The organism is Tatumella ptyseos, assembly GCF_030552895.1.
In the GTDB taxonomy this organism is placed as follows: Bacteria; Pseudomonadota; Gammaproteobacteria; order Enterobacterales; family Enterobacteriaceae; genus Rosenbergiella; species Rosenbergiella ptyseos_A.
In genome coordinates this window covers 3,008,371-3,028,277 of sequence record NZ_CP130649.1, presented here as the reverse complement: position 1 = coordinate 3,028,277, position 19,907 = coordinate 3,008,371, and the positions used below count along the sequence as shown (strand labels likewise).

Annotated in this window: 23 protein-coding genes and 1 riboswitch; of the genes, 16 read left to right on the top strand and 7 right to left on the bottom strand. The window is 46.8% G+C overall.

Going from position 1 to position 19,907, the window contains the following annotated elements; all coding sequences use genetic code 11:
* Window positions 1-94 precede the first annotated feature (94 nt).
* The gene (locus QJR74_RS14295) at window positions 95-721 is read right to left on the bottom strand and encodes a cache domain-containing protein (protein WP_304372457.1); all 627 of its coding nucleotides are present in this window, start codon (window positions 719-721) and stop codon (window positions 95-97) included.
* A gap of 108 nt (window positions 722-829) precedes the next feature.
* A complete protein-coding gene (locus QJR74_RS14290; protein ID WP_304372456.1) occupies window positions 830-1,549 on the bottom strand; it encodes a FadR/GntR family transcriptional regulator in 720 nt (239 codons plus the stop codon).
* 363 nt (window positions 1,550-1,912) lie between these two features.
* Between QJR74_RS14290 and QJR74_RS14285 the strand changes: the two genes are divergently transcribed.
* The 9 genes from QJR74_RS14285 to QJR74_RS14245 all read left to right on the top strand — a co-directional run bounded on the left by QJR74_RS14285 (window position 1,913) and on the right by QJR74_RS14245 (window position 9,615).
* On the top strand, window positions 1,913-3,100 hold the full coding sequence (locus QJR74_RS14285) for an aminotransferase-like domain-containing protein (RefSeq protein ID WP_304372455.1): 1,188 nt from the start codon (window positions 1,913-1,915) through the stop codon (window positions 3,098-3,100).
* A gap of 97 nt (window positions 3,101-3,197) precedes the next feature.
* Window positions 3,198-4,067: a 23S rRNA pseudouridine(2604) synthase RluF gene (gene rluF, locus QJR74_RS14280; RefSeq protein WP_304372454.1), complete on the top strand. Its 870-nt coding sequence runs from the start codon at window positions 3,198-3,200 to the stop codon at window positions 4,065-4,067.
* 74 nt (window positions 4,068-4,141) lie between these two features.
* Window positions 4,142-4,262: riboswitch (TPP riboswitch) on the top strand.
* A gap of 111 nt (window positions 4,263-4,373) precedes the next feature.
* Complete coding sequence (locus QJR74_RS14275) at window positions 4,374-5,318, top strand: FAD-dependent oxidoreductase (RefSeq protein ID WP_304372453.1); 945 nt, start codon at window positions 4,374-4,376, stop codon at window positions 5,316-5,318.
* The gene (gene thiS, locus QJR74_RS14270; protein WP_304372451.1) at window positions 5,302-5,499 is read left to right on the top strand and encodes a sulfur carrier protein ThiS; all 198 of its coding nucleotides are present in this window, start codon (window positions 5,302-5,304) and stop codon (window positions 5,497-5,499) included. Before QJR74_RS14275 ends, thiS begins: the two co-directional genes overlap by 17 nt.
* A gap of 3 nt (window positions 5,500-5,502) precedes the next feature.
* Entirely contained in the window at window positions 5,503-6,261 is a 759-nt protein-coding gene (locus tag QJR74_RS14265) for a thiazole synthase (protein ID WP_304372450.1), read from the top strand.
* Window positions 6,262-6,270: 9 nt separating this feature from the next.
* Window positions 6,271-7,239 carry a ThiF family adenylyltransferase gene (locus tag QJR74_RS14260; protein ID WP_304372448.1) on the top strand — a complete coding sequence of 323 codons (969 nt, stop codon included), beginning with the start codon at window positions 6,271-6,273 and terminating at the stop codon, window positions 7,237-7,239.
* On the top strand, window positions 7,239-7,949 hold the full coding sequence (locus QJR74_RS14255; protein ID WP_304372447.1) for an ABC transporter ATP-binding protein: 711 nt from the start codon (window positions 7,239-7,241) through the stop codon (window positions 7,947-7,949). Before QJR74_RS14260 ends, QJR74_RS14255 begins: the two co-directional genes overlap by 1 nt.
* Window positions 7,930-8,667 carry an ABC transporter permease gene (locus tag QJR74_RS14250; RefSeq protein WP_304372445.1) on the top strand — a complete coding sequence of 246 codons (738 nt, stop codon included), beginning with the start codon at window positions 7,930-7,932 and terminating at the stop codon, window positions 8,665-8,667. The genes QJR74_RS14255 and QJR74_RS14250 overlap by 20 nt, the downstream gene beginning before the upstream one ends.
* Before the next feature lie 9 nt (window positions 8,668-8,676).
* A complete protein-coding gene (locus tag QJR74_RS14245) occupies window positions 8,677-9,615 on the top strand; it encodes an ABC transporter substrate-binding protein (protein ID WP_304372444.1) in 939 nt (312 codons plus the stop codon).
* A 5-nt stretch (window positions 9,616-9,620) separates the two neighbouring features.
* Here the strand turns inward: QJR74_RS14245 and QJR74_RS14240 are convergent, their stop codons facing one another.
* Window positions 9,621-11,207 carry a tannase/feruloyl esterase family alpha/beta hydrolase gene (locus QJR74_RS14240; protein ID WP_441007660.1) on the bottom strand — a complete coding sequence of 529 codons (1,587 nt, stop codon included), beginning with the start codon at window positions 11,205-11,207 and terminating at the stop codon, window positions 9,621-9,623.
* Window positions 11,208-11,463: 256 nt separating this feature from the next.
* A complete protein-coding gene (locus QJR74_RS14235) occupies window positions 11,464-11,805 on the bottom strand; it encodes a hypothetical protein (RefSeq protein WP_304372442.1) in 342 nt (113 codons plus the stop codon).
* A gap of 148 nt (window positions 11,806-11,953) precedes the next feature.
* Between QJR74_RS14235 and QJR74_RS14230 the strand changes: the two genes are divergently transcribed.
* From QJR74_RS14230 to ssuD, 7 genes are all read left to right on the top strand, one after another.
* Window positions 11,954-12,727, top strand: a complete 774-nt coding sequence (locus tag QJR74_RS14230; protein WP_304374063.1) for a MetQ/NlpA family ABC transporter substrate-binding protein — start codon at window positions 11,954-11,956, stop codon at window positions 12,725-12,727.
* A 232-nt stretch (window positions 12,728-12,959) separates the two neighbouring features.
* The gene (locus tag QJR74_RS14225) at window positions 12,960-13,685 is read left to right on the top strand and encodes a type III secretion system effector phosphothreonine lyase (RefSeq protein ID WP_304372440.1); all 726 of its coding nucleotides are present in this window, start codon (window positions 12,960-12,962) and stop codon (window positions 13,683-13,685) included.
* Window positions 13,686-13,723: 38 nt separating this feature from the next.
* On the top strand, window positions 13,724-13,876 hold the full coding sequence (locus QJR74_RS14220; RefSeq protein WP_304372438.1) for a hypothetical protein: 153 nt from the start codon (window positions 13,724-13,726) through the stop codon (window positions 13,874-13,876).
* Between the two features lie 258 nt (window positions 13,877-14,134).
* Window positions 14,135-14,854 carry a dienelactone hydrolase family protein gene (locus QJR74_RS14215; protein WP_304372437.1) on the top strand — a complete coding sequence of 240 codons (720 nt, stop codon included), beginning with the start codon at window positions 14,135-14,137 and terminating at the stop codon, window positions 14,852-14,854.
* Window positions 14,855-15,012: 158 nt separating this feature from the next.
* Entirely contained in the window at window positions 15,013-15,801 is a 789-nt protein-coding gene (gene ssuC, locus QJR74_RS14210) for an aliphatic sulfonate ABC transporter permease SsuC (protein ID WP_304372435.1), read from the top strand.
* Window positions 15,798-16,577: an ATP-binding cassette domain-containing protein gene (locus QJR74_RS14205; protein WP_304372434.1), complete on the top strand. Its 780-nt coding sequence runs from the start codon at window positions 15,798-15,800 to the stop codon at window positions 16,575-16,577. The genes ssuC and QJR74_RS14205 overlap by 4 nt, the downstream gene beginning before the upstream one ends.
* 26 nt (window positions 16,578-16,603) lie before the next feature.
* The gene (gene ssuD, locus QJR74_RS14200; RefSeq protein ID WP_304372433.1) at window positions 16,604-17,752 is read left to right on the top strand and encodes an FMNH2-dependent alkanesulfonate monooxygenase; all 1,149 of its coding nucleotides are present in this window, start codon (window positions 16,604-16,606) and stop codon (window positions 17,750-17,752) included.
* A gap of 67 nt (window positions 17,753-17,819) precedes the next feature.
* Here ssuD and QJR74_RS14195 read toward each other — a convergent pair whose 3' ends face one another.
* The 3 genes from QJR74_RS14195 to QJR74_RS14185 all read right to left on the bottom strand — a co-directional run bounded on the left by QJR74_RS14195 (window position 17,820) and on the right by QJR74_RS14185 (window position 19,902).
* A complete protein-coding gene (locus tag QJR74_RS14195; RefSeq protein WP_304372432.1) occupies window positions 17,820-18,764 on the bottom strand; it encodes a sulfonate ABC transporter substrate-binding protein in 945 nt (314 codons plus the stop codon).
* 147 nt (window positions 18,765-18,911) lie between these two features.
* On the bottom strand, window positions 18,912-19,187 hold the full coding sequence (locus tag QJR74_RS14190) for a DUF4282 domain-containing protein (RefSeq protein ID WP_304372430.1): 276 nt from the start codon (window positions 19,185-19,187) through the stop codon (window positions 18,912-18,914).
* Window positions 19,188-19,305: 118 nt separating this feature from the next.
* Window positions 19,306-19,902 (bottom strand): NUDIX domain-containing protein, encoded by a 597-nt coding sequence (locus QJR74_RS14185; protein WP_304372428.1) that lies wholly within the window; start codon window positions 19,900-19,902, stop codon window positions 19,306-19,308.
* Window positions 19,903-19,907 lie beyond the last annotated feature (5 nt).

Sequence of the window (19,907 nt, the reverse complement as noted above, 5' to 3'; positions counted from 1 at the left end):
TCAATTAAGCAATTACTGGGCCAAAAGTTACATCTCGGTAGCGATAACCTCATTGCCGGATCGCTACCTTATCGTCATCCGTTAATGCACTGATTTAGGGCGGAACTGCACCACCCTCACAGCCTTCGCTCCATAATGTAAAGTATTGGCTTTGAAAATGAGCCGTTAAGGAATGAGAGGTTTGGAGTGTCCCCACTCGAAAGCGAGGATGCGTGGAAAAAAGTACACGTCCTGAGGTTGTCGTCATAATGATAGGGAGGGGATCATTGGCCAGCGATTCACGTAGGATTTGCTCTAATTGGCCAACCATCACATCCGTTGCCGCGACCCCAATTAAACGCCTTTCAAAATAGACCGGGAAAATATAGGTTAAGGTATAGGTAGAGTTACAGACGTAGTCGACATAGGGGCCATGTAAATAGCCTTTATCGCTTACCTTTGCAAACCACGAAAATGTTTGATAATCGACTAAGGGTTGCGAAGCCTTATTTAGGCAGAACTTACTTACCATTCGAGGATGTTGCGGCCGGTATAGCCAAGCAAGTTGCCACGGGCTTACGGTGGATTCATTATATAGCGCGAAACCAGCACCAGAAAATAACGGGTGTTGACTTAATAATTTCTCGGCAAGTAATAATATATTATCCTTTATTCTGCTCTCTAGTTTTAAATTAATATCAGCGGATTTCTTGGTATCTGAAATCATTTGGCTAATAGTCATTGAGAATTCTTGGGTTATTTTTTCAATTAATGAAAATGATTCTTCAGAGACCTGTTTTATTTTCCCTAATGGCATGCTTTCTCACTTCATCCTGAAATTGAGTAATGTTTAGATAAAATTAATTTTATAGTTTATTAATGAGGAAACGAAAAATTCTATTAATATGTAGGATTGGGTTACCGCTAAGGATTCATCTTTATTCTGTAAGGCAGCGAACAATTGATGAAAATGAGCAGTACTCTCGGTATGAAACTTATCCTCTTGATAAAGAATAGAGATAAGCGGTGCCCACTCCGTTAAAATGATCAGTTCTTGGGCAGCAAGCCTTGCCGATTGGGAGTTGGCTGCTAAGGTGAGTAGGCAACGCATATCAGACTGGGCTTTACGCTGTGGAGTGTCAGCTTTTTCTAGCGCGAGAATAAGTTCGCCTAATTTACCTATGTCATCATCAGTCATGCGCTGTGCGGATAGACGCGTACTATGAACAATGATCGCGCTTTGCATTTCCCCTAGGTCAGATAAATAATCTGAACTGATATTATTAAAGGGGTGAAAATGTTTCACATAACTTTCAACGTTATCACTTATAAAACTTCCACCATTACGACCACGAATAGTATGGATCAAGGATTTACTTCGAAGGGTATTGAGTGCGTCCCTGATAGTAATATGTGAAACTCCCATCATTCGTGCTAATTCCGATTCATTAGGTAATTGCTCCCCTTTTTCTAATAAACCAGAAATAATTGCGTTAGAGAGTCTTTGGGTGATTTGCTCTGTTCTACTCGCTTCTCCAATTGGAGCAAAAATAACAGTGTGGGTAATCATAGAAATCTCTATGTAAATAATCCGTTACGAATTTTATTTATAACATAAATCCGAAACCTTTTAAAGAAAACTAATGAAGGGAGTTGGGTATTTTTTAAATAATTAACTTTTATATTTTATTATTAATGTTTTACAGATAATTAATTAATATGGTTTTAATTATTATGATTCTACTTCTGAATATATTTTATCACTAATTCTTAGCGGGAATTTACCCAAAGTTTACCGGTAATTCTGGTGTTGAAAAGTCGGATTATTTTTATCTTACTGTGCCACGAGTAGTTCATGACTCCAGGCTGTTATTTTGCTAAGGTTGAGAAAATCTTATCAACGTTTATCACATAAAGGGCGACAGGTTAACGCATGCTTTCCAAGAAATCCGCAGCGATACATTCTTCACCGGTTAGAGAATTGCTTAAATTTAGTAAAGAACCTGGGTTTATCTCCTTAGCAGGCGGTATCCCTGCCACAGATATGATTGACGTTGAGGGTATTGATAACGTACTCCAGCAGTTACTCGCTGAAGATCATCGCGATGTTTTTCAGTACTCGGTAACTGAAGGTGAATGGCCGCTGCGCCAAAGTATTGCTAATTGGGTCCAGCATTTTGGTCTACAGCTTGATCCTAACCAAGTGCTGGTCACTAATGGCTCTCAACAGGGTATTGACCTCCTTAATCGCGTTTTCTTGGAGAAAGACGACGTAGTATTAGTGGAGCGTCCTACCTATTTAGCCGCCTTACAGTTATTTGACTATACCGAGGCGGTGATCGAAGAGCTGGCTTACCAAGGTGAAGAGATTGATCTTGGTGCATTGGAATCTCGCTTAGCCGCGGGGGGAGTAAAGATGCTTTACTTGATCCCAACCTTTGCTAACCCGACTGGGCGTATTATTGAAAATGCACAGCGGGCTGAAATTGTTAAGTTAGCCCATCGTTACCAGGTCGTAATTGTTGAAGATGATCCTTATGGGCATCTAGCCTTTACCGAACAACGCCGTGAAACCTTCTTCTCACTGGCCCAGCAGTTATATGGAGAAGATCATAACGTCTGTTACATGTCGAGTTTTTCGAAAATTTTCTCCCCGGGTTTACGTTTAGGTTGGCTAGCGCTACCTAAAAAATTCCTCATGGCGATTACTGTCGCGAAACAGGCATTAGATCTGCACACTTCTACGCTAAATCAACATATTGCTGCACGTTATATCGCATCGGGACGGATCGATGAGCGTATCGCTTTATTGACAGAAACGTATAGACAGCGCCGTGATTGGTTGATCGAGGCTTTACAGAAACACCTCGGTGATGCGATTACCTTTAACCGTCCCGAAGGGGGGATGTTTTTATGGTGTCACCTGAAAGAAGGTATGGATGCGAGTCTTTTATTGAAAGCCTGTATCGCAGAGAAAGTCGTGTTTGTCCCAGGTGATGTTTTCTTTGCCGAAAATCCGGAAAAGAATGCGTTACGTCTTTCTTATTCCATGTTGACCGAACAGACTGCCGGTGAGGCTGCCATTCGTATCGCCCGCGCGTTACAAACGCTCTCTTCGTAACATTCAGTCGGGGAAGGGTTTCTCTTCCCCGACTATTCACACACTTCTTTCGAAACCATCGAAAAAATCAGGTATAGTCCGTTTTTTCGGAGGAACCATGCTGACTAACACATCTGTACGTCTCAACAAATATATTAGTGAGAGCGGTATTTGCTCTCGTCGCGATGCCGATCGTTACATTGAACAGGGTAACGTCTTCATTAATGGACGACGCGCCGCTGTTGGGGCTCAGGTTTATCCTGATGATAAAGTGATGGTTAATGGTCAGCTGATCGAACCCCGTAGTGAAGATGACTTGATCTTAATCGCGCTCAATAAACCGGTGGGTATCGTCACCACTATGGAAGAGACAGAGCGCGATAATATCGGTGATTTTGTCAATCATAGTAAGCGTGTTTTTCCGATTGGTCGGCTGGATAAAGACTCTCAAGGTCTAATCTTTTTAACTAACCATGGCGATTTGGTAAATAAAATTTTACGTGCCGGAAATAACCACGAAAAAGAGTATATCGTGACGGTAGATAAACCGATCACCGACGAATTTATCCGTGGAATGGGCGCGGGTGTGCCTATTCTGGGAACGGTAACGAAGAAGTGTAAAGTTAAAAAGCTCGATACGCATGTTTTCCGTATCATTCTTGTTCAAGGCTTAAATCGGCAAATCCGTCGGATGTGTACTCACTTTGGTTTTGAAGTGACTAAACTTGAACGTACCCGCATTATGAACGTGAGCCTGGCAGGTATCCCTGTAGGGGAATGGCGTGATCTCACTGATGACGAGTTAATTGACCTGTTTAACCTGATTGAAGATTCTTCATCAGAGGATAAACCGGTTGAGAAAAAACCGGCGAAAAAAGCCCTTAAAAGACCAGATATTGCCCCCCCGGTCATGCCTGCTCGTTCAACGAAAAAGCCGCCCGCACGGCAAAAATTCACTAAGCCGGGGCGTCAAAAGAAAGGACGATAAGTGGATTGGCGTGCCATGCGCTGTGACAGTTCTATATTGGTACTTGACGCGAAGGCTTGCCTCAATTACAACTAAATAAAAGTCGGGGGAGTCTCGCGTAAAGAGACTGAGAGGCTGTGAGCGTATGACGCCGTGCAGCGACCCTTTGAACCTGACCCAGTTAATACTGGCGTAGGAAGACGGGTTGCCGATGAGCAACTTGGCATAGCCCTTAAAGGGTAAGTGTCTTATTCCCTCTGCCTTATCTGGGTCTCTCACTAAGAGGCCATCCATGTATTTTCTCCTCTCTACCACTCAGGCCAGACAATGAGTCGCTGGAGTGTTCTTGGTCGCGGCGTAAGCGGACTCTGCGTAGCAAAACTATTAGTCGAACAGGGCGAACAGGTTGAACTGATCGAGCAGCCTGACTCTCCCACCGCATCATGGTATGCAGGGGGAATGTTAGCGCCTTATTGTGAAGCAGAGAGCGCCCCCAACGAGGTTGTCACGCTTGGGCAGCACTCGCTTGCCTGGTGGCAACAGCGCGTACCTGATGTACAACAGCGTGGAACCTTGGTGGTTGCCCCTGCTAGAGATCAGCAAGAACTTCACGTTTTTGCCAGTAAAACAATCCACCATCAGTGGGTGAAGCCAGAGGAGCTTGAAGCCGAACTTGGCTCACGCTTTGATCGCGGGCTTTTTTTTGCTGAAGAAGGGCACCTCAATCCTCGCCAAGCCTTAGCTTCCCTCGCCCAGCAGTTACAGGAGCAAGGCGTAGTATTTCATTCCTCTCAGCCCAGCGGCAAGATTATTGATTGTCGGGGAATTAAGGCTCGGGCAGATCTATCATCGCTGCGTGCGGTACGCGGTGAAATGCTGCGTTTGCGTAGTGATGAACTCGATTTTTCACGGCCCATCCGGTTATTACATCCTCGATTTCCTTGCTATCTGGTACCACGCGGTGCTGGAGAATTCATGCTGGGCGCGACGATGGTGGAGACTGACGATAATCGTGGTATGAGTGCGCGGGCGGCGATGGAGTTATTGAGTGCCGCTTATACCTTACATCCGGCACTGGCGGAGGCGGAAATTATCGAGACCGCCAGTGGCTTACGTCCGGCTTATCCCAACAATCTCCCCTGTTTTCACTATCAAGACAACCGTTTTTATTTGAACGGTATGTACCGCCACGGTTTTCTATTAGCCCCGATGGTCGCACAGCAACTTGTTGAACAGTTAGCGAAGGAAAAGAGCAATGCAAATCTTACTTAATGGTCAGCCTGTGGTGACCGAGGCAACTGAGTTAGCGGGCCTACTACTCGAACAGCAGATTGATAGTACGGTAGTCGCCTGCGCTGTCGATGGCCAGTTTGTTGCAAAAGGCGGTTATACCACGTTCAATCTTCGAGAGGGCATGCGTGTTGAAGCCCTCTCACCGATGCAGGGAGGGTGAGTGATGTTTTATGGTACCTCGTTAACTTCACGTTGCTTATTGGGCACCGCGGGTTACCCCTCACCGGCTATTTTGAGTGCAGCCATTGAGGCGTCAGGCACTGAGGTGATTACGGTCAGTCTACGGCGTGAAGGGACTGGTGGGCAGGCGTTCCGCGAACTATTAAGTCAACACAACCGACATATTTTACCCAATACCGCGGGTTGCCACAGCGTAAAAGAGGCGGTGACGACGGCTCATATGGCTCGTGAACTCTTCAATACACCGTGGATCAAATTAGAAGTAATTGGGCATGCCGATAGCTTACAACCCGATCCTTTCGCCTTAGTTGAAGCTGCCAACATCTTATGTGCCGAGGGCTTTCAGGTCTTTCCCTACACCACCGAAGACCGCATTGTCGGTGAAAAGTTGTTAGCGGCAGGATGCCAAGTGCTGATGCCGTGGGGAGCCCCAATTGGATCGGGACAGGGACTGAATAATTTACGTGGATTGCAGGCGCTACGCGCTGCTTTTCCGGAAATCCCGATGATTATCGATGCTGGGATTGGTGCGCCCTCTCATGCAACGCAAGCGATGGAGCTAGGGTTCGACGGTATCTTACTCAATACTGCCGTGGCGAAAGCACGTGACCCAGTGGCGATGGCCCAAGCTTTTGGACAAGCCATTTCAGCGGGACATACCGCCTACCATGCGGGATTGATGGCGCAACGCGAGATGGCAGAGCCCTCTACGCCATTATTCGGTTTAGCGAATTTGATTTAGGAAGCCGTCATGCAACGTTATCAACGACAAATGCAGCTACCGGAAATAGGTGAGCAAGGACAACGGCGACTGCAACAGGCTAAGGTACTGGTGGTGGGGGCGGGTGGTTTGAGTGCGACGTTGCTGCCCCAATTAGTTGGGGCAGGTATCGGCCAGATTCGACTGTATGATGCGGATCGTGTGGCCCTGCACAATCTACATCGGCAAACGCTATTCACTCAGCAAGATGTGGGTAAAGCTAAAGCGCTATGTGCCCAAGCACATCTAAGCCAATGCAATAGTGAGGTATTGATCGAACCTGAGGTCACCCATATTACGGCCAGTATAGTGCGCGAGGCACTACGGGATATCGATATCGTCGTCGATGCTGCCGATAATTTTGCCACCACTTATCTCCTTTCGGACGCCTGCTTGACCCACGGATTACCGTTAATCAGTGCTTCAGTTCTGGGTACTCAAGGCTATGTAGGAGGATTTTGTGGCGGAGCACCAAGTTACAAAGCCCTATTTCCACATTTACCCGCGACGGCAGGCAACTGCCAAACCGCTGGGGTAATGGGCCCCGTTGTCGCTTGTATCGCCGCGGCCCAAGCTCAGATGGTACTAAGTTGGGTGTTACAGAGCACGCCCTCTCCGTTAGGTTTGCTAGTTAAGTATAATTTTAGCGATTGGCAATTTAATCAATTTCGATTCGACTCCGCTGAGGAGCCGATCGAAAAAACACTGCATTTTATCGATCGCGGACAACTGTTAAAGACCGATCTGATCGTTGAGTTACGGGATCGTGATGAAGCACCGCATAGCGTGACGGACTCAGCGGTCCGCGTACCGTTACAATCGTTGCATCACTGGACGGCACCTTCCTATCAACGTTTAGTGCTGGTGTGCCGTACGGGGCTACGCTCGGCACGCGCCGAACGTCTTTTACGCGAGCGCGGACTAAAGAATATCGTACTGCTTGCGGCAGGAGAGCCCTAATGCTGGGTTTCGAAGAGGTGAGTTTCTCTTGGTCACAGCAGCCATTACTGCATAACTTCTCCCTGACCTTTGCTGAGGGAAAAACGACTGCCCTTTTAGGGGCGAGTGGGATTGGTAAAAGTACGCTTTTACAATTGTTAGCTGGCCTACGTTCGGTTCAGAAGGGAATGATCCACGCAGACCGCTCACAGATAGCGTGGATGGGGCAGCAAGATCAACTGTACCCTTGGCTCTCAGTCATGGATAACGTCTTACTGCCCTCAACGCTCACTGGTCAACCGGTCGTTCGCCGTCATGCCGAACATTTGCTTGAGAAAGTAGGACTGGCTCACCGTTTGTCGGCTAAGCCTCATCAGCTGTCGGGAGGGATGCGTCAACGAGTGGCCTTAGCCCGTACACTTTATAGTGATCGACCGGTTATCCTGATGGATGAGCCGTTTGCCATGCTAGATGCCATCACTAAGTTGCGATTGCAGACCTTAACTGGCGAGCTGTTAAAAGGCAAAACGGTGATTATGGTCACCCACGATCCGGCTGAGGCATGCCGCTTAGCGGAAAGCATTCTTTTACTCCATTGCTCACCTCTACAAGTAAAGACGCTGACTCCACCTGTTGGTGACACCCCTCGTCCTGCCGATGATCTGCGGCTTCTTACCGCACAAGCCGCGCTGATTACTCAATTGGAGGCTTATGAAATCTCGTCTGAGTAACCTGTTCTATTTCTTAGGCTGTGTGCTTGCCGTCTGGGTCTTCTTGACGCATCAAGGAATACCCGACTATTTACTGCCGACACCGCAACAGGTCGCGGTAGCCTTAATTCAGCAGCCGGCACTATTACTGTCGCAAACGGCAATTACCTTTAGTGAGATGGGCTTAGCCCTACTATTGGGTGTTGGCGGCGGCGTCGTTGTCGCCGTAGCGATGACCAGTCATGCGTGGATTCGCCGGCTACTTTATCCGTTGGTGATGGCAAGCCAAGTCATACCGGTCTTTACCTTGGCACCGTTACTGGTGCTGTGGCTGGGGTTCGGTATTGGTTCTAAGGTCGTGGTTGCAGCGTTAATCCTCTTTTTTCCTGTTTGTTTGACCTTATTTGATGGCCTATGTCGTGTTCCGCAGCAGTGGCTTGACCTTGCGATCACATTACAAGCTTCGCCATGGCGCTGTTTTTGGCAAGTACGCTGGCCCGCGGCATTACCTTTCTTCTTTTCTGGCTTACAGATGGCAGCGGTCTTGGCGCCGATTGGCGTTGTGTTGGGGGAATGGGTAGGTGCCAGTCAAGGGCTAGGGTATCTCATGATGCAATCCACGGCCCGTATGGAGACGGCGACTAGTTTTGCGGCACTACTCTGCTTAATGCTCCTAGCGGTAATACTCTCCGGTGTCGTACAGGGGTTACGACGCTATTTTTTATGGCCTAATAGTTAAGGATAAAGAGTGAAAAAATTACTTATTGGTTGTTTGCTGATGTGTTGGGGGGCGGTGGTAGAGGCAGCACCCCAAAAAGTGCGGGTCCTTCTCGATTGGTTTGTGAACCCTAATCATGCGTCATTATTCGCCGCGCAGTATAGCGGGGCTTTTGCCCGACAGGGGTTGGATGTTGAATTAATCGCCCCGGCTGATTCGGCTTCTGTACCCTCACTATTAGCCGCTGGGAAAGCAGATATTGGCATCAGTTATCAGCCTCAACTTTACACTTTGGTAGAGAAAAAGGTACCGGTCATACGAGTCGGTACCTTAATTGATCAACCCTTAAATACCTTAACGACTTTATCGCCCACGATACATAACCTGGCCGACTTTAAAGGTAAAACCATTGGTTATGCGATCCCTGGTTTTGAGGATATTGCGATTAAGCAAATGCTGACCCACGCTGGTGTTGACCCGAGTACAGTCACTTTAGTGAATTTAAACATGGCAGCTACCACGGCGCTTCTCACCCACCGTATTGATGGCGCGATGACTATTTATCGTAATTATGAACTGTTAAGTTTGCAGGATAAGGGCGTTCACCCTAACGTTTTCCTTCCAGAGCAGTCGGGGATACCAGCCTACGATGAATTAATTTTATTGGCTCAGCAAAACCAGGCGAAAAAACAGTGGGTTGACGCTTTTCTGAATGCCTTGGACCAAGGAACGGCGTGGCTCAAAGAGCATCCGCAACAAGCGTGGCAAGCCTTTATTCAACGCTATCCGGAGATGAATACGCCTTTGAATCACCAAGCTTGGCAGGCCACTATTCCGGTATTTGCCAAACAAAGTGCAGCCTTTAGTGCTGAGCGTTATCAGAAAATGGGCGATTTTTTACTGCAGAATCATGTGATTAGTAAAGTTGCTCCCCTTTCGCGCTATGTGCAGCACGTTGGGGAGCCATAAAACAGTTAAGGCGTCGCTTGGGAAGAATTATTCGGTGCAATAAGCTGGCGAATTGGTTCTCCCATCAAAACAGACGGATAGTTACCCAGAACGGCATGGTAATTTTTAGCCTGCAGGGGATCGCCCTTACCGTTGTAGACCGCGATATAGGGATAGGCGTATACCGGGCGAGTGGCACGCATCGCCTCTGCAGCGGGGGCGACCGGAGAACTGGGGCGTTGCATACCGTGCATTTGAACGGAAGCAGCCTCCTCAGTATTTTTCGGTTTCTCCGCTGGGGGTAAAGATTGAGGTGTTGCTGTCGCTTTGGCTTTCCCAGTTAATAATTGCTGAGGGGCCTGCTGATGCTCAACCCATGCCATTAATGGCGTAAGAAGGTCGATTTGATCATTCCCTTCACCTCCGCCACAGTGACCGACTCCCGGCAGTAAAAAGAGTTTAACCATTTTCGCTGCCCGCTGGGCACCGAGTTGTTGTTCGACCCCACGATAATATGCAAGTGTACCCGTTGGATTGATAGAGTCGTCCGCCAACCCGTGCCAGAGGATCAGCTTCCCGCCAGCGTCGGCATAGGGCTTAAGATTAGTATCTGTCGCATTATAGAGTGGCGCCAGTTTGGCCAGCTGCTGGAAATTGGCTTGGTCGAAACCAAATTGCGCTAAGGTGATATCGTTTTTCTTGCCATCGACAGTTAAGACATATTGCAGCGCAGGGAGCGCCATCATGGCCGAAGGCGAAGTGCCTTGTGCGGTGTCCGGTAATGGCCAGCGTAGTTCAGACCCGATAATTAATCCGCCGACAGCGAACTGGTGACCTGATGTGTCTTTCGCACCCTGGTAAAGTTTCTCGATAACGCCAACTTCTTCCTCAGTAAAGCAGTCGCTTTTATCGCGAGTATTGGCCGCGCAAGTTTTCAGCCAATGCCTTGAAATGTGGCAAGCAAAAGGATTTGCTAAAACGCCATCTTTTACGCCTGACTCCGTTGGGCAATGTTCCAGAACGGTTTGGTGCAATAACGCTAAACGATTTTTAAGTAGAATAGCACTACCGTCAGCGCGCTGGTTCGCAACGACATTCCAGCCGTGATAGAACGAATTTTGTACTGTAAAATAGGCCGCGGGCGCGCCAGCAGTAATACCATTGAAATCGTCTGGGTAGCGCTGGGCTTCCATCAACGCTTCGCGCCCCCCATCAGAACATCCCATGAAGTAAGCATATTTCTGTGGCTGACCGTAATAAGCCCGCGTCAATGCTTTGGTAAACTGTGCAGTAAGGTGATTTGCTCGATATGCAAAATCCTGCCGTTTTTGCGGATCCAATGCCCATGAAGCATCCATCATACTGCCAGAGTGCCCCATATTGGTGGCCGCGACGACAAATTGACCTTGTGTAGCCGGTAAGCAGCCATTTGCGTTGGATAAAGAGAGATTGATCGACCCACATAAGCCGCCACAGCCAACTTGTAGAATACGCTGTGTCCATTGTTGCTGGGGAAGCGCTACCTCTACACCGATATCGGGAGAAAGTGATGCAGTGACTTGGCAGAAGGTTTTATTGTCCTGAGTCACGACTTTCGCCCCCGTAATCGACATGGTCGTGTCTATACCCGGGAGTTTCTGGCCAACCAACTGGCCACAGGCCATGGCTGGCTTAATTACTGCTAGCGATGAGGAGCTATGCGCGCAAGCATTATGGCTGATGATGATCAATGAACAAAGGGTGAGGAGAGTCGAGAGTAATCGGTGATAGCGCTTCACGTTTTTTCCTTATCGAACATGATAAACGGTAAACAGTATAGGTGACTGCTTACCGCAAGACTGTTACTACACTGTAAGCAGTGCGAAAAGATTAACGAGGCGCAGGAAGGTTGAGTTTTTCTGAGAGTAGCTGGGCACACTTATCACGCTGCTGAGCTTGTTGTTGCTGATCTGGGGTGAGGCGATCCCAAGCATCTTGGATTCGTTTGGCCAGTAAAGGGGAGAAATGGCGTTTTTTCAGCGCATAATCCTGATTATTATTTTCTACCGCCTGCTCCATCCTTGCTTGGATCTGTTGATCGGACCCAGTCGGTTGTAAACAATAGAGTGAAACATAATAGGCTTTATCTTGATCCGTAAAATGGGGCATCAGCCACCAGATTGCGGTACAAACAACGATCATAATAGGAACAATAACTTTTAGCTTTACCATGACACTTTCCAAAAATCTCTTAATCAGAGTAGGGTACCCGAATTAATCTAAACTACTAGATGTACAGACGTCTAAATGTCTAATATACTCAATCGAAATTAGACATATCGAGGTAGATACGGTGAAAAAATTTTTAGTCTCTTCTCTTTTGGCCGTCTGTGCAGTAAGCCTAGTAGGGTGTAAGCAGGAAGATGCGCACAGTGTTAAAGTCGCTATCAATTCTGGGCCTGACCAAGCTGTCTGGGATACAGTAAAACAAGTAGCCAAAGATAAGTATCAACTGAATGTTGAGGTCGTGAGCTTTAATGATTATGTTCAGCCGAACGAAGCCTTAGCCAATAAAGATGTTGATGCCAACGCTTTCCAAAGTGTTCCCTATCTTGAGATGCAAGCAAAAGAGCGTGGCTATAAATTTGCTATCTTAGGAAAGAGCTTCATTTTTCCGATTGCTGCCTACTCTTCTAAAATTAAGAAGATAGAACAATTGCCAAATGGGGCGACGGTCACGATTTCTAATGAAGCGACGACTTTAGGCCGCAGTTTATTATTACTGCAATCTCAAGGCTTAATCACCGTCGATCCAAGTAAAGGTTTATTACCCACGGTGTTAGATATTAAATCTAACCCTAAAAATCTGAAATTCGTATTGGTCGATACCCCGCAACTTACCCGCTCTTTAGACGATCCGAAAGTGTGGTTATCGGTGATTAATAATAACTTTGCTTCGCAAGCAGGTTTATCGGCGGCACGGGATGGATTATTTATGGAAGGGAAAGCCTCGCCTTACCTAAATGTCTTAGTCGTACGTGAAGGGGATAAAGATGAGACGAAACTGCAGCAGTTAAAGCAAGCTTTCCAATCCCCAGAAGTCGAGGCGAAAGCTAACGAGGTCTATCACGGCGATGTCATTCGCGCTTGGTAGGGCGCCTCATACCCCCCTTTACCCGAGGGGGGTAACCCTTAATCTCACTTTTCGTCGTGTTATTCACCAGATGCTATGCAGGTAAACTTTTACTCACTTTACGACCAGAGGATCACTTTTTTCGCCTGCAACCTATTCAAATTTCCTGGATAAAAAACCGATTCCTGAAAGAATATCGAGAATTCATGTCTGAATATATGGCAAGGTATCCCTATCATAAAGGACTTTTCCCATGCCAATTAATAGACCCAATCTTCAACTAAATCTTTCCCCTTTGAATCTTGAACCTCATTCTACCCGCGCATTATTACCCTCTGCTTACGAACATCTGAAGAATAATCTCGACTTATTAAATAGCCAAATGCGGAAGATGCCGACATGCCACTTTAAAGAGATGTTGAATGCGCCTGATTATTACGCGGTACGTCAGAGCGGATTCTTTACAATGAGCCAAGGGTTTCAGCTAAATAACGATAGTAACGACGTTTTTGTCCATGCTCGTCGAGAATTGCCTCAATCTCAGGGAAAATTTGCCGGTGACAAATTTCATATCAGTGTGCTTAAAGATAATGTACCACAAGCTTTTAAGGTATTGTCCGGATTGCTATTTTCAGAGGACAGCCCGGTCGATAAGTGGAAAGTGACTGATATGGAAAGAGTCGATTCACAAGCCCGAGTGAGCTTAGGTGCTCAGTTCACGTTGTATATCAAACCAGATCAGGAAAATTCTCAGTACAGTGTGTCGTTTCTCCACAAGACTCGGCAATTTATAGAATTTCTGGAAGTAATGCTTTCTGAAAATGGGATGACTTCAGGGAGGTGCCCTGAGTCAGATGTTCAACCTGAAAATTGGCAATACCTCAGTTATCGTAATGAACTGCGAAGTGGGCGTGAGGGGGGGGAAATACAGAGTCAGGCGTTACGTGAGGAACCGTTTTATCGTTTGATGACTGAGTAAGCAATGGGTTGGCGCGAGAAGATTAATAAACGGTAGAAATGACCTATCTTGATGTCGCTAATATGGGTCAATTTAAACTTGATGGCGATAATATGGAGTCTGGCCCGATCAAAAGTCGAGAAAATCATTCCGTTGATATTCAAGCCAAGACTCCAGCCTTCTTAACATCCGGTACAAAAGTCAAAGGGTAGAAAACTTAATTTTTAATACCAAGTCTTTGAAAAAAAGATCTAATCGGTAAAGAAATTTTTGGCGGTACTTTTACCAAATTGGCTAAAGTAAACCATGGGATCGATCAAGACTACTTTAACTAGCCTTTTTATATTCCCCCACGCCATACATGAATGTTTGACGCTTTCGACACACCGACTTACAGGCTCGTTATAGTCAATTGTGGCGAATATTCGCTATAGTTACATGACGAGACTAATCAGAACTATCGAGGAATTATGAGTCAAATTACTACGCAAACCATTCGCTATCAAGCGGGAGAAACTGCTTTAGCAGGGACATTAGTTTTTCCAGCTGGGGCCACTCAACCCTTACCTGGTTTAGTGATGGCGCCAAACTGGTTCGGTGTCACTGATAATGCTGCCAAACTCGCCAAAAAAGCGGCTGAGCAAGGGTACGTTGTGTTACTTGCCGACCTTTATGGCGAATCGTCTCGACCTACCAATGCTGATGAGGCCGGTGCGGCGATGATGGCAGTAAAAAATACGCCTGAAGAGGTAGGTCGGATGAACGCCGCGATCGAGGCGCTGAAAAGTCAGACTACCGCGGCAGTCGATGCGCAGAAAATTTCTGCCTTCGGATTCTGCTTTGGCGGACACTGTGCATTAGAGTTAGCACGTAGCGGTGCTGATATCCGAGCGGCTGTCTCTTTCCACGGTGGCCTAGATACCTGTGGTGCCTACGATGCCACGCAGATTAAAGCCGCTATTTTAGTCCTTGATGGTGCGAAGGATCCTTTGGTCCCTCGTGAACAATTGCCCGCTTTTATTAACGAGATGACGACGGTTAATGTGGATTGGCAACTGGTGAGTTACCACGATGCAGTGCACTCCTTTACCGACGAAACGGCTAATAACCCAGGGGTCGCGGAATTTAACCCACAGGTTAGCGAACGTGCCTTTAATAGTATGTTTGAATTACTGAAACGCGTAAATTAATAGGTCTTTCCTTAGCCAGCCACTCAGCGCTGGCTAAAGCTAATTTTCTACTTAGATAAGCAATTATCCTTATTTTTCATCACTCCTAAATTACGGTTAACTGATTTCAGTTGAAGGCGTAATGCCTTCGTGATCGCTTGTATGAAAGGGAGTGGAAAATGAAACAACCGACGCGTCTCACGCGTACCGTACTGCCTTGGCTATTACCAACAATATTACTGATTGGTTGGCAATTAGGTTCTGCCAGTGGCTGGATTTCAGACCGCGTTTTACCCGCTCCCTTCCATGTTGTGACCGCTGCTTGGACCTTAATAAAAAGCGGTGAATTGTGGAGTAACCTATCGATCAGTACCTGGCGCGCAGTCGTTGGGTTTGCTATCGGTGCGGGGGCGGGGCTTATATTGGGATTAATTACTGGATTATCGCGTATCGGTGAACTGTTGCTCGATAGCACGTTACAGATGCTTCGCAATATTCCGCATCTCGCTCTTATTCCTTTAGTCATTTTATGGTTTGGCATCGATGAGCGCGCCAAAATTTTTCTCGTAGCATTAGGCACTTTTTTCCCACTCTATCTCAACACTGCTCATGGTATCCGGCATATCGATAAACAGTTAATTGAGATGTCACGTAGCTATGGATTACGTGGCCTAGCCTTGTTCTGGCAGGTTATCTTGCCTGGTGCAATGCCCTCAATTCTGGTAGGCGTCAGATTTTCGTTGGGACTGATGTGGTTGACGTTAATCGTAGCGGAAACCATCTCAGCCAATGCAGGAATTGGCTATTTAGCGATGAACGCCCGTGAGTTTTTACAAACCGATGTCGTCGTGTTTGCCATCCTACTCTATGCCTTGCTTGGCAAGTTCTCCGATTTACTGACCGTGGCATTAGAAAAGCGCTTATTACGCTGGCACATCCAATGGCGTAAGGAGGAAATCCCAGTATGAAAAATATTCGTCTTATTACACCAACCAAAGCCTTAGCCTTACAACTGAGTGCTGTCAGTAAATCGTTTAGTCAGCAACCGGTATTGAATGGCTTAGATTTGACGATTCCTGCCGGACAGTTCGTTGCCGTCGTTGGACGAAGCGGCTGTGGGAAAAGTACCTTACTCCGGTTACTCGCTGGCCTTGAACAGAGTACTCAGGGTGATCTTGCTGCTAATCATCAACCTTTAGTTAACTCTGCCCCTGCGATTCGTTTAATGTTTCAAGAACCTCGATTATTACCTTGGAAGACGGTCATTGAGAATGTTGGATTAGGCTTATCAGGACAATGGCGTGAGGAGGCGAAAGCGGTGTTAGCTGCCGTTGGCTTGGCAGATAAGGCTAATCAGTGGCCAGAGACCCTGTCCGGTGGTCAAAAGCAGCGAGTCGCTCTCGCGAGGGCCCTCATCCACCGTCCTGGATTGTTGTTGCTCGATGAGCCCTTGGGGGCGCTAGATGCCCTAACGCGCTTAGAGATGCAGCAACTACTGATTGAGTTATGGCAAACCTGGAAATTTACGGTGGTGCTGGTGACCCACGATGTCAGTGAAGCGGTGACGACAGCTCAACGGGTGGTCATGCTCGATAAAGGGCAAGTAAAGCTCGACGTGGAAGTGGGGATGCCTTATCCACGTTCAAGTACTCAAGCGAATATCGCGACGCTCGAACGCCAAATTTTAGCGGCCATCATGGAGCCTGAAAAGCCAAGTATTCCTCTAGCGCGCCAAGCAATATAAATCAGAACAGATTAAGGTAATTATTAATGACTCATCTAAATCAAGCTCCCGATTTCTTCTGGTTTTTACCTACTCATGGTGATGGCCGTTATCTTGGAACTCAGGAAGGGGGACGTACCGTTGATCTCCCTTATTTACAACAAATCGCGCTGGCGGCTGATAATTTAGGCTATAGCGGAGTATTAATTCCAACAGGGAAAAGTTGTGAAGACTCTTGGTTAGTGGCTGCGGCGCTAGCACCTATTACCCGTAAATTAAAATTTTTGGTGGCGGTTCGCCCAGGTCTTCAGCCGCCGTCACTCGCGGCAAGAATGACCAGTACCTTGGATAGACTCTCGCAAGGGCGTTTATTAATTAATGTCGTGACCGGAGGAGACCCAGAAGAGAATAAGGGTGATGGAATTTTCTTAAGTCATGATCAGCGTTACCAAGTGACCCGTGAATTTTTACATGTCTACCGCCGTTTACTGGCCGGTGAGAAAGTCAGTTATCATGGTGAGCAACTACGCGTTGAAAATGCTGAACTCCTATTTCCTAGCCATCAAGATCAGGGCCCACCCATTTATTTTGGCGGATCTTCTGAGTCAGCGGTCGACGTCGCGGCTGAGCATGTTGATACTTATCTAACATGGGGAGAACCCCCTGCGCAGGTTGCGGAAAAGGTGGCTAAGGTTCGTGCTAAAGCTGCTGAAAACGGGCGAGAGGTTGAATTCGGTATTCGTCTTCATGTGATTGTCCGAGATACTGAACAACAAGCTTGGCAGGCGGCAGAAGAGCTTATTGCCCACTTGGATGAAGAGACCATTGCCCGCGCACAAGCGATATTCTCGCGGATGGATTCAACTGGCCAAGCAAGAATGCGCGAGTTGCACGGCGGATCTCGCGATAATTTAGAGATTTCTCCAAATCTTTGGGCAGGGATTGGTTTAGTTAGAGGCGGAGCAGGCACCGCGTTAGTGGGGAATCCACAGCAAGTTGCTGCGAGAATCCGCGAGTACCAAGCGATAGGTATTAATAAATTTATTCTGTCTGGCTATCCCCACCTTGAAGAAGCGTGGTCATTTGCTGAGCGGGTAATGCCTCTCTTTAGCAAAGGTGAGGCCGCAGTACGGCATGGACCTCATGGGGAAACCATTGGCAACACGGAGCTACCGCGACAAGTCAGCGCGAGTTAAACCATAAAGTCCCATAAAAAACGCCGCTCAGCTTATTTGGCTTGAGCGGCGTTTTTTTCGTCACACGTTAATGGCTGGCATCTTGAGACCAGGTTGCTCGGTTGACTTGGACTTGACCGGGAATGAGATGAATTTTACTGAATGCATCAGCAAGTGTTTGTTGCTGGGCGAAGACTTCGGGTGTCATACGTTCAGTCGTATAGTCTAGGCGGGCCAGTGTGGTATGCCAGTAATCAATACTCAGCCCTGTCGCGGTAGAAAGTAGCTGTGCAGTTTCAGTTTTATGATTGTTTGCCCACTGACCGCTCTCTTGCAAAGTATTGACTACTTCGAGTGCTAACTTAGGTGACCCCTCGGCAAATTTACGGCTAGAGAGGAAAAAAGAATAGTGGGGGACTAAGCCTTCGGCGGTAGTAAGCGTTCGTGCATGGGTGACTTGGCTGACTTCTGCATAGTAGGGGTCCCAAATAGCCCACGCATCAACAGCCCCTTTTTGAAACGCCGCTCGCGCATCTGCAGGGGGTAAATAGACGGGTTGAATATCTTTATAACTCAGACCGGCATGTTGTAATGCCGCGACTAATAAATAGTTTACGTCTGACCCTTTATTTAGCGCAACGCGCTTCCCTTTCAGATCCGCAACACTGTGAATAGGCGAATTGGCGGGGACCACAATGGCTTCATTTTTGGGATTGGCGACGGAGTGAGCTAAATAGACTAAATCGGCTTTCGCCGCTTGCGCGAATATAGGTGGCGCATCGCCGGTTGCGCCAATATCCACGCTACCAATATTTAAACCTTCCAGAAGTTGCGGACCCGCTGGAAATTCAACCCAACGAACAGTGATGCCTTGCGAGGCGAATTTTTTTTCGAGGGTATGTTGCGATTTGATAATAGTGAAGAGGCTGGCTTTTTGATAACCAATCGTTACCACGGATTGCTCGGCAAAGCCTAGGGTCGGTATTAATAATAAGCTGGTGACAACAAGGCTTGTGGTGAACATCTTTTTCATTGGGACTCCGGCTATGCGTACAGTAAAGACTGCTATCTATAGCAATTTAACCGCGGCAGGGTAACTATGAAAAAAGACAAAGGATATCTATTAATGTGATTAGCCGCTAACCCTTGAAGTAACTGAAGTTAGCGGTAAATGAATGCGTTATTTAACAGCCGTATTCTCAGCAATCTCTTTTAATTTTCCGTAAATATTAAAAGAGAGGATAATGAGTTCACAGGAAATACGTACGCCAATTACGCCAAAAATAATAGTACAGAGACCGGAGAATAGTCCCCCTATTACGCTTCCACCTAAGGATAAACTGGTAATAATGGCCGCGAGCCCGCCAAGTACGACACCAATAATCCCTAACCAATAAATGATGGTAATTATTTTAGGGGTGATCATTTGATCAAAGTTTAATAAGGATTTAAACACGTATTATTCTCCATAATAAAAAATAAAACTTAACCTTTATTTAACAGGTCGGCAATGTTTTATTTTCAGCTAAGGTGTTATGGAAAACCTAACCAAGGATAATGGATAATCCGCTATTCTATTTATCTACCGCGAAAAGTTTATTAATGATTGCATACTGCAACAGCATAATCGTTTTAGCATCATTAATTTCACCACGCTGCATCATTAACACAGCTTGTTGAAAAGGAAGTTCAAGCACTTCAATATCTTCGCCTTCCTCAACTACCCCGCCGCCTAAATTGATGCGGTCATGATGGCTATATTCGGCAGTGAAAAAATGGAGCTTTTCAGTCACAGCTCCTGGACTCATCCAGGCGTCGAAAATTTTGGTAACCCGTTGAATATTATAACCTGTCTCTTCTTCTATTTCAGCGCGGATCCGAGTGATCGGATCTTCTCCCTCTAGTAATCCTGCTGGCGTTTCGATCAGCACGCCGGACTCACCTTGGATCTTCAACGGTAATCGGAACTGGCGAGTTAAAATAATGGATTGCTGAACGCGGTTGTAGAGAAATACTGTGACACCATCCCCCTTATCATAAACCTCACGGCTGAATACTTGGTGGCTACCATCTGTTCGTTGGTAATCAACCGTATATTTTTTCAGGGAATACCAATCATCGGAAAGAATTTGTTCACGGATAATGGTGATTGAACGAGCGGTATTAGACATGCAGC

Bases quoted from the DNA above. Each gene is read 5' to 3' on its own strand.
- QJR74_RS14295 (WP_304372457.1), bottom strand. From the start codon at position 721: ATGACTATTAGCCAAATGATTTCAGATACCAAGAAATCCGCTGATATT.
- QJR74_RS14290 (WP_304372456.1), bottom strand. From the start codon at position 1,549: ATGATTACCCACACTGTTATTTTTGCTCCAATTGGAGAAGCGAGTAGA.
- QJR74_RS14285 (WP_304372455.1), top strand. From the start codon at position 1,913: ATGCTTTCCAAGAAATCCGCAGCGATACATTCTTCACCGGTTAGAGAA.
- rluF (WP_304372454.1), top strand. From the start codon at position 3,198: ATGCTGACTAACACATCTGTACGTCTCAACAAATATATTAGTGAGAGC.
- QJR74_RS14275 (WP_304372453.1), top strand. From the start codon at position 4,374: ATGAGTCGCTGGAGTGTTCTTGGTCGCGGCGTAAGCGGACTCTGCGTA.
- thiS (WP_304372451.1), top strand. From the start codon at position 5,302: ATGCAAATCTTACTTAATGGTCAGCCTGTGGTGACCGAGGCAACTGAG.
- QJR74_RS14265 (WP_304372450.1), top strand. From the start codon at position 5,503: ATGTTTTATGGTACCTCGTTAACTTCACGTTGCTTATTGGGCACCGCG.
- QJR74_RS14260 (WP_304372448.1), top strand. From the start codon at position 6,271: ATGCAACGTTATCAACGACAAATGCAGCTACCGGAAATAGGTGAGCAA.
- QJR74_RS14255 (WP_304372447.1), top strand. From the start codon at position 7,239: ATGCTGGGTTTCGAAGAGGTGAGTTTCTCTTGGTCACAGCAGCCATTA.
- QJR74_RS14250 (WP_304372445.1), top strand. From the start codon at position 7,930: ATGAAATCTCGTCTGAGTAACCTGTTCTATTTCTTAGGCTGTGTGCTT.
- QJR74_RS14240 (WP_441007660.1), bottom strand. From the start codon at position 11,207: ATGTCGATTACGGGGGCGAAAGTCGTGACTCAGGACAATAAAACCTTC.
- QJR74_RS14235 (WP_304372442.1), bottom strand. From the start codon at position 11,805: ATGGTAAAGCTAAAAGTTATTGTTCCTATTATGATCGTTGTTTGTACC.
- QJR74_RS14225 (WP_304372440.1), top strand. From the start codon at position 12,960: ATGCCAATTAATAGACCCAATCTTCAACTAAATCTTTCCCCTTTGAAT.
- QJR74_RS14220 (WP_304372438.1), top strand. From the start codon at position 13,724: ATGACCTATCTTGATGTCGCTAATATGGGTCAATTTAAACTTGATGGC.
- QJR74_RS14215 (WP_304372437.1), top strand. From the start codon at position 14,135: ATGAGTCAAATTACTACGCAAACCATTCGCTATCAAGCGGGAGAAACT.
- ssuC (WP_304372435.1), top strand. From the start codon at position 15,013: ATGAAACAACCGACGCGTCTCACGCGTACCGTACTGCCTTGGCTATTA.
- QJR74_RS14205 (WP_304372434.1), top strand. From the start codon at position 15,798: ATGAAAAATATTCGTCTTATTACACCAACCAAAGCCTTAGCCTTACAA.
- ssuD (WP_304372433.1), top strand. From the start codon at position 16,604: ATGACTCATCTAAATCAAGCTCCCGATTTCTTCTGGTTTTTACCTACT.
- QJR74_RS14195 (WP_304372432.1), bottom strand. From the start codon at position 18,764: ATGAAAAAGATGTTCACCACAAGCCTTGTTGTCACCAGCTTATTATTA.
- QJR74_RS14185 (WP_304372428.1), bottom strand. From the start codon at position 19,902: ATGTCTAATACCGCTCGTTCAATCACCATTATCCGTGAACAAATTCTT.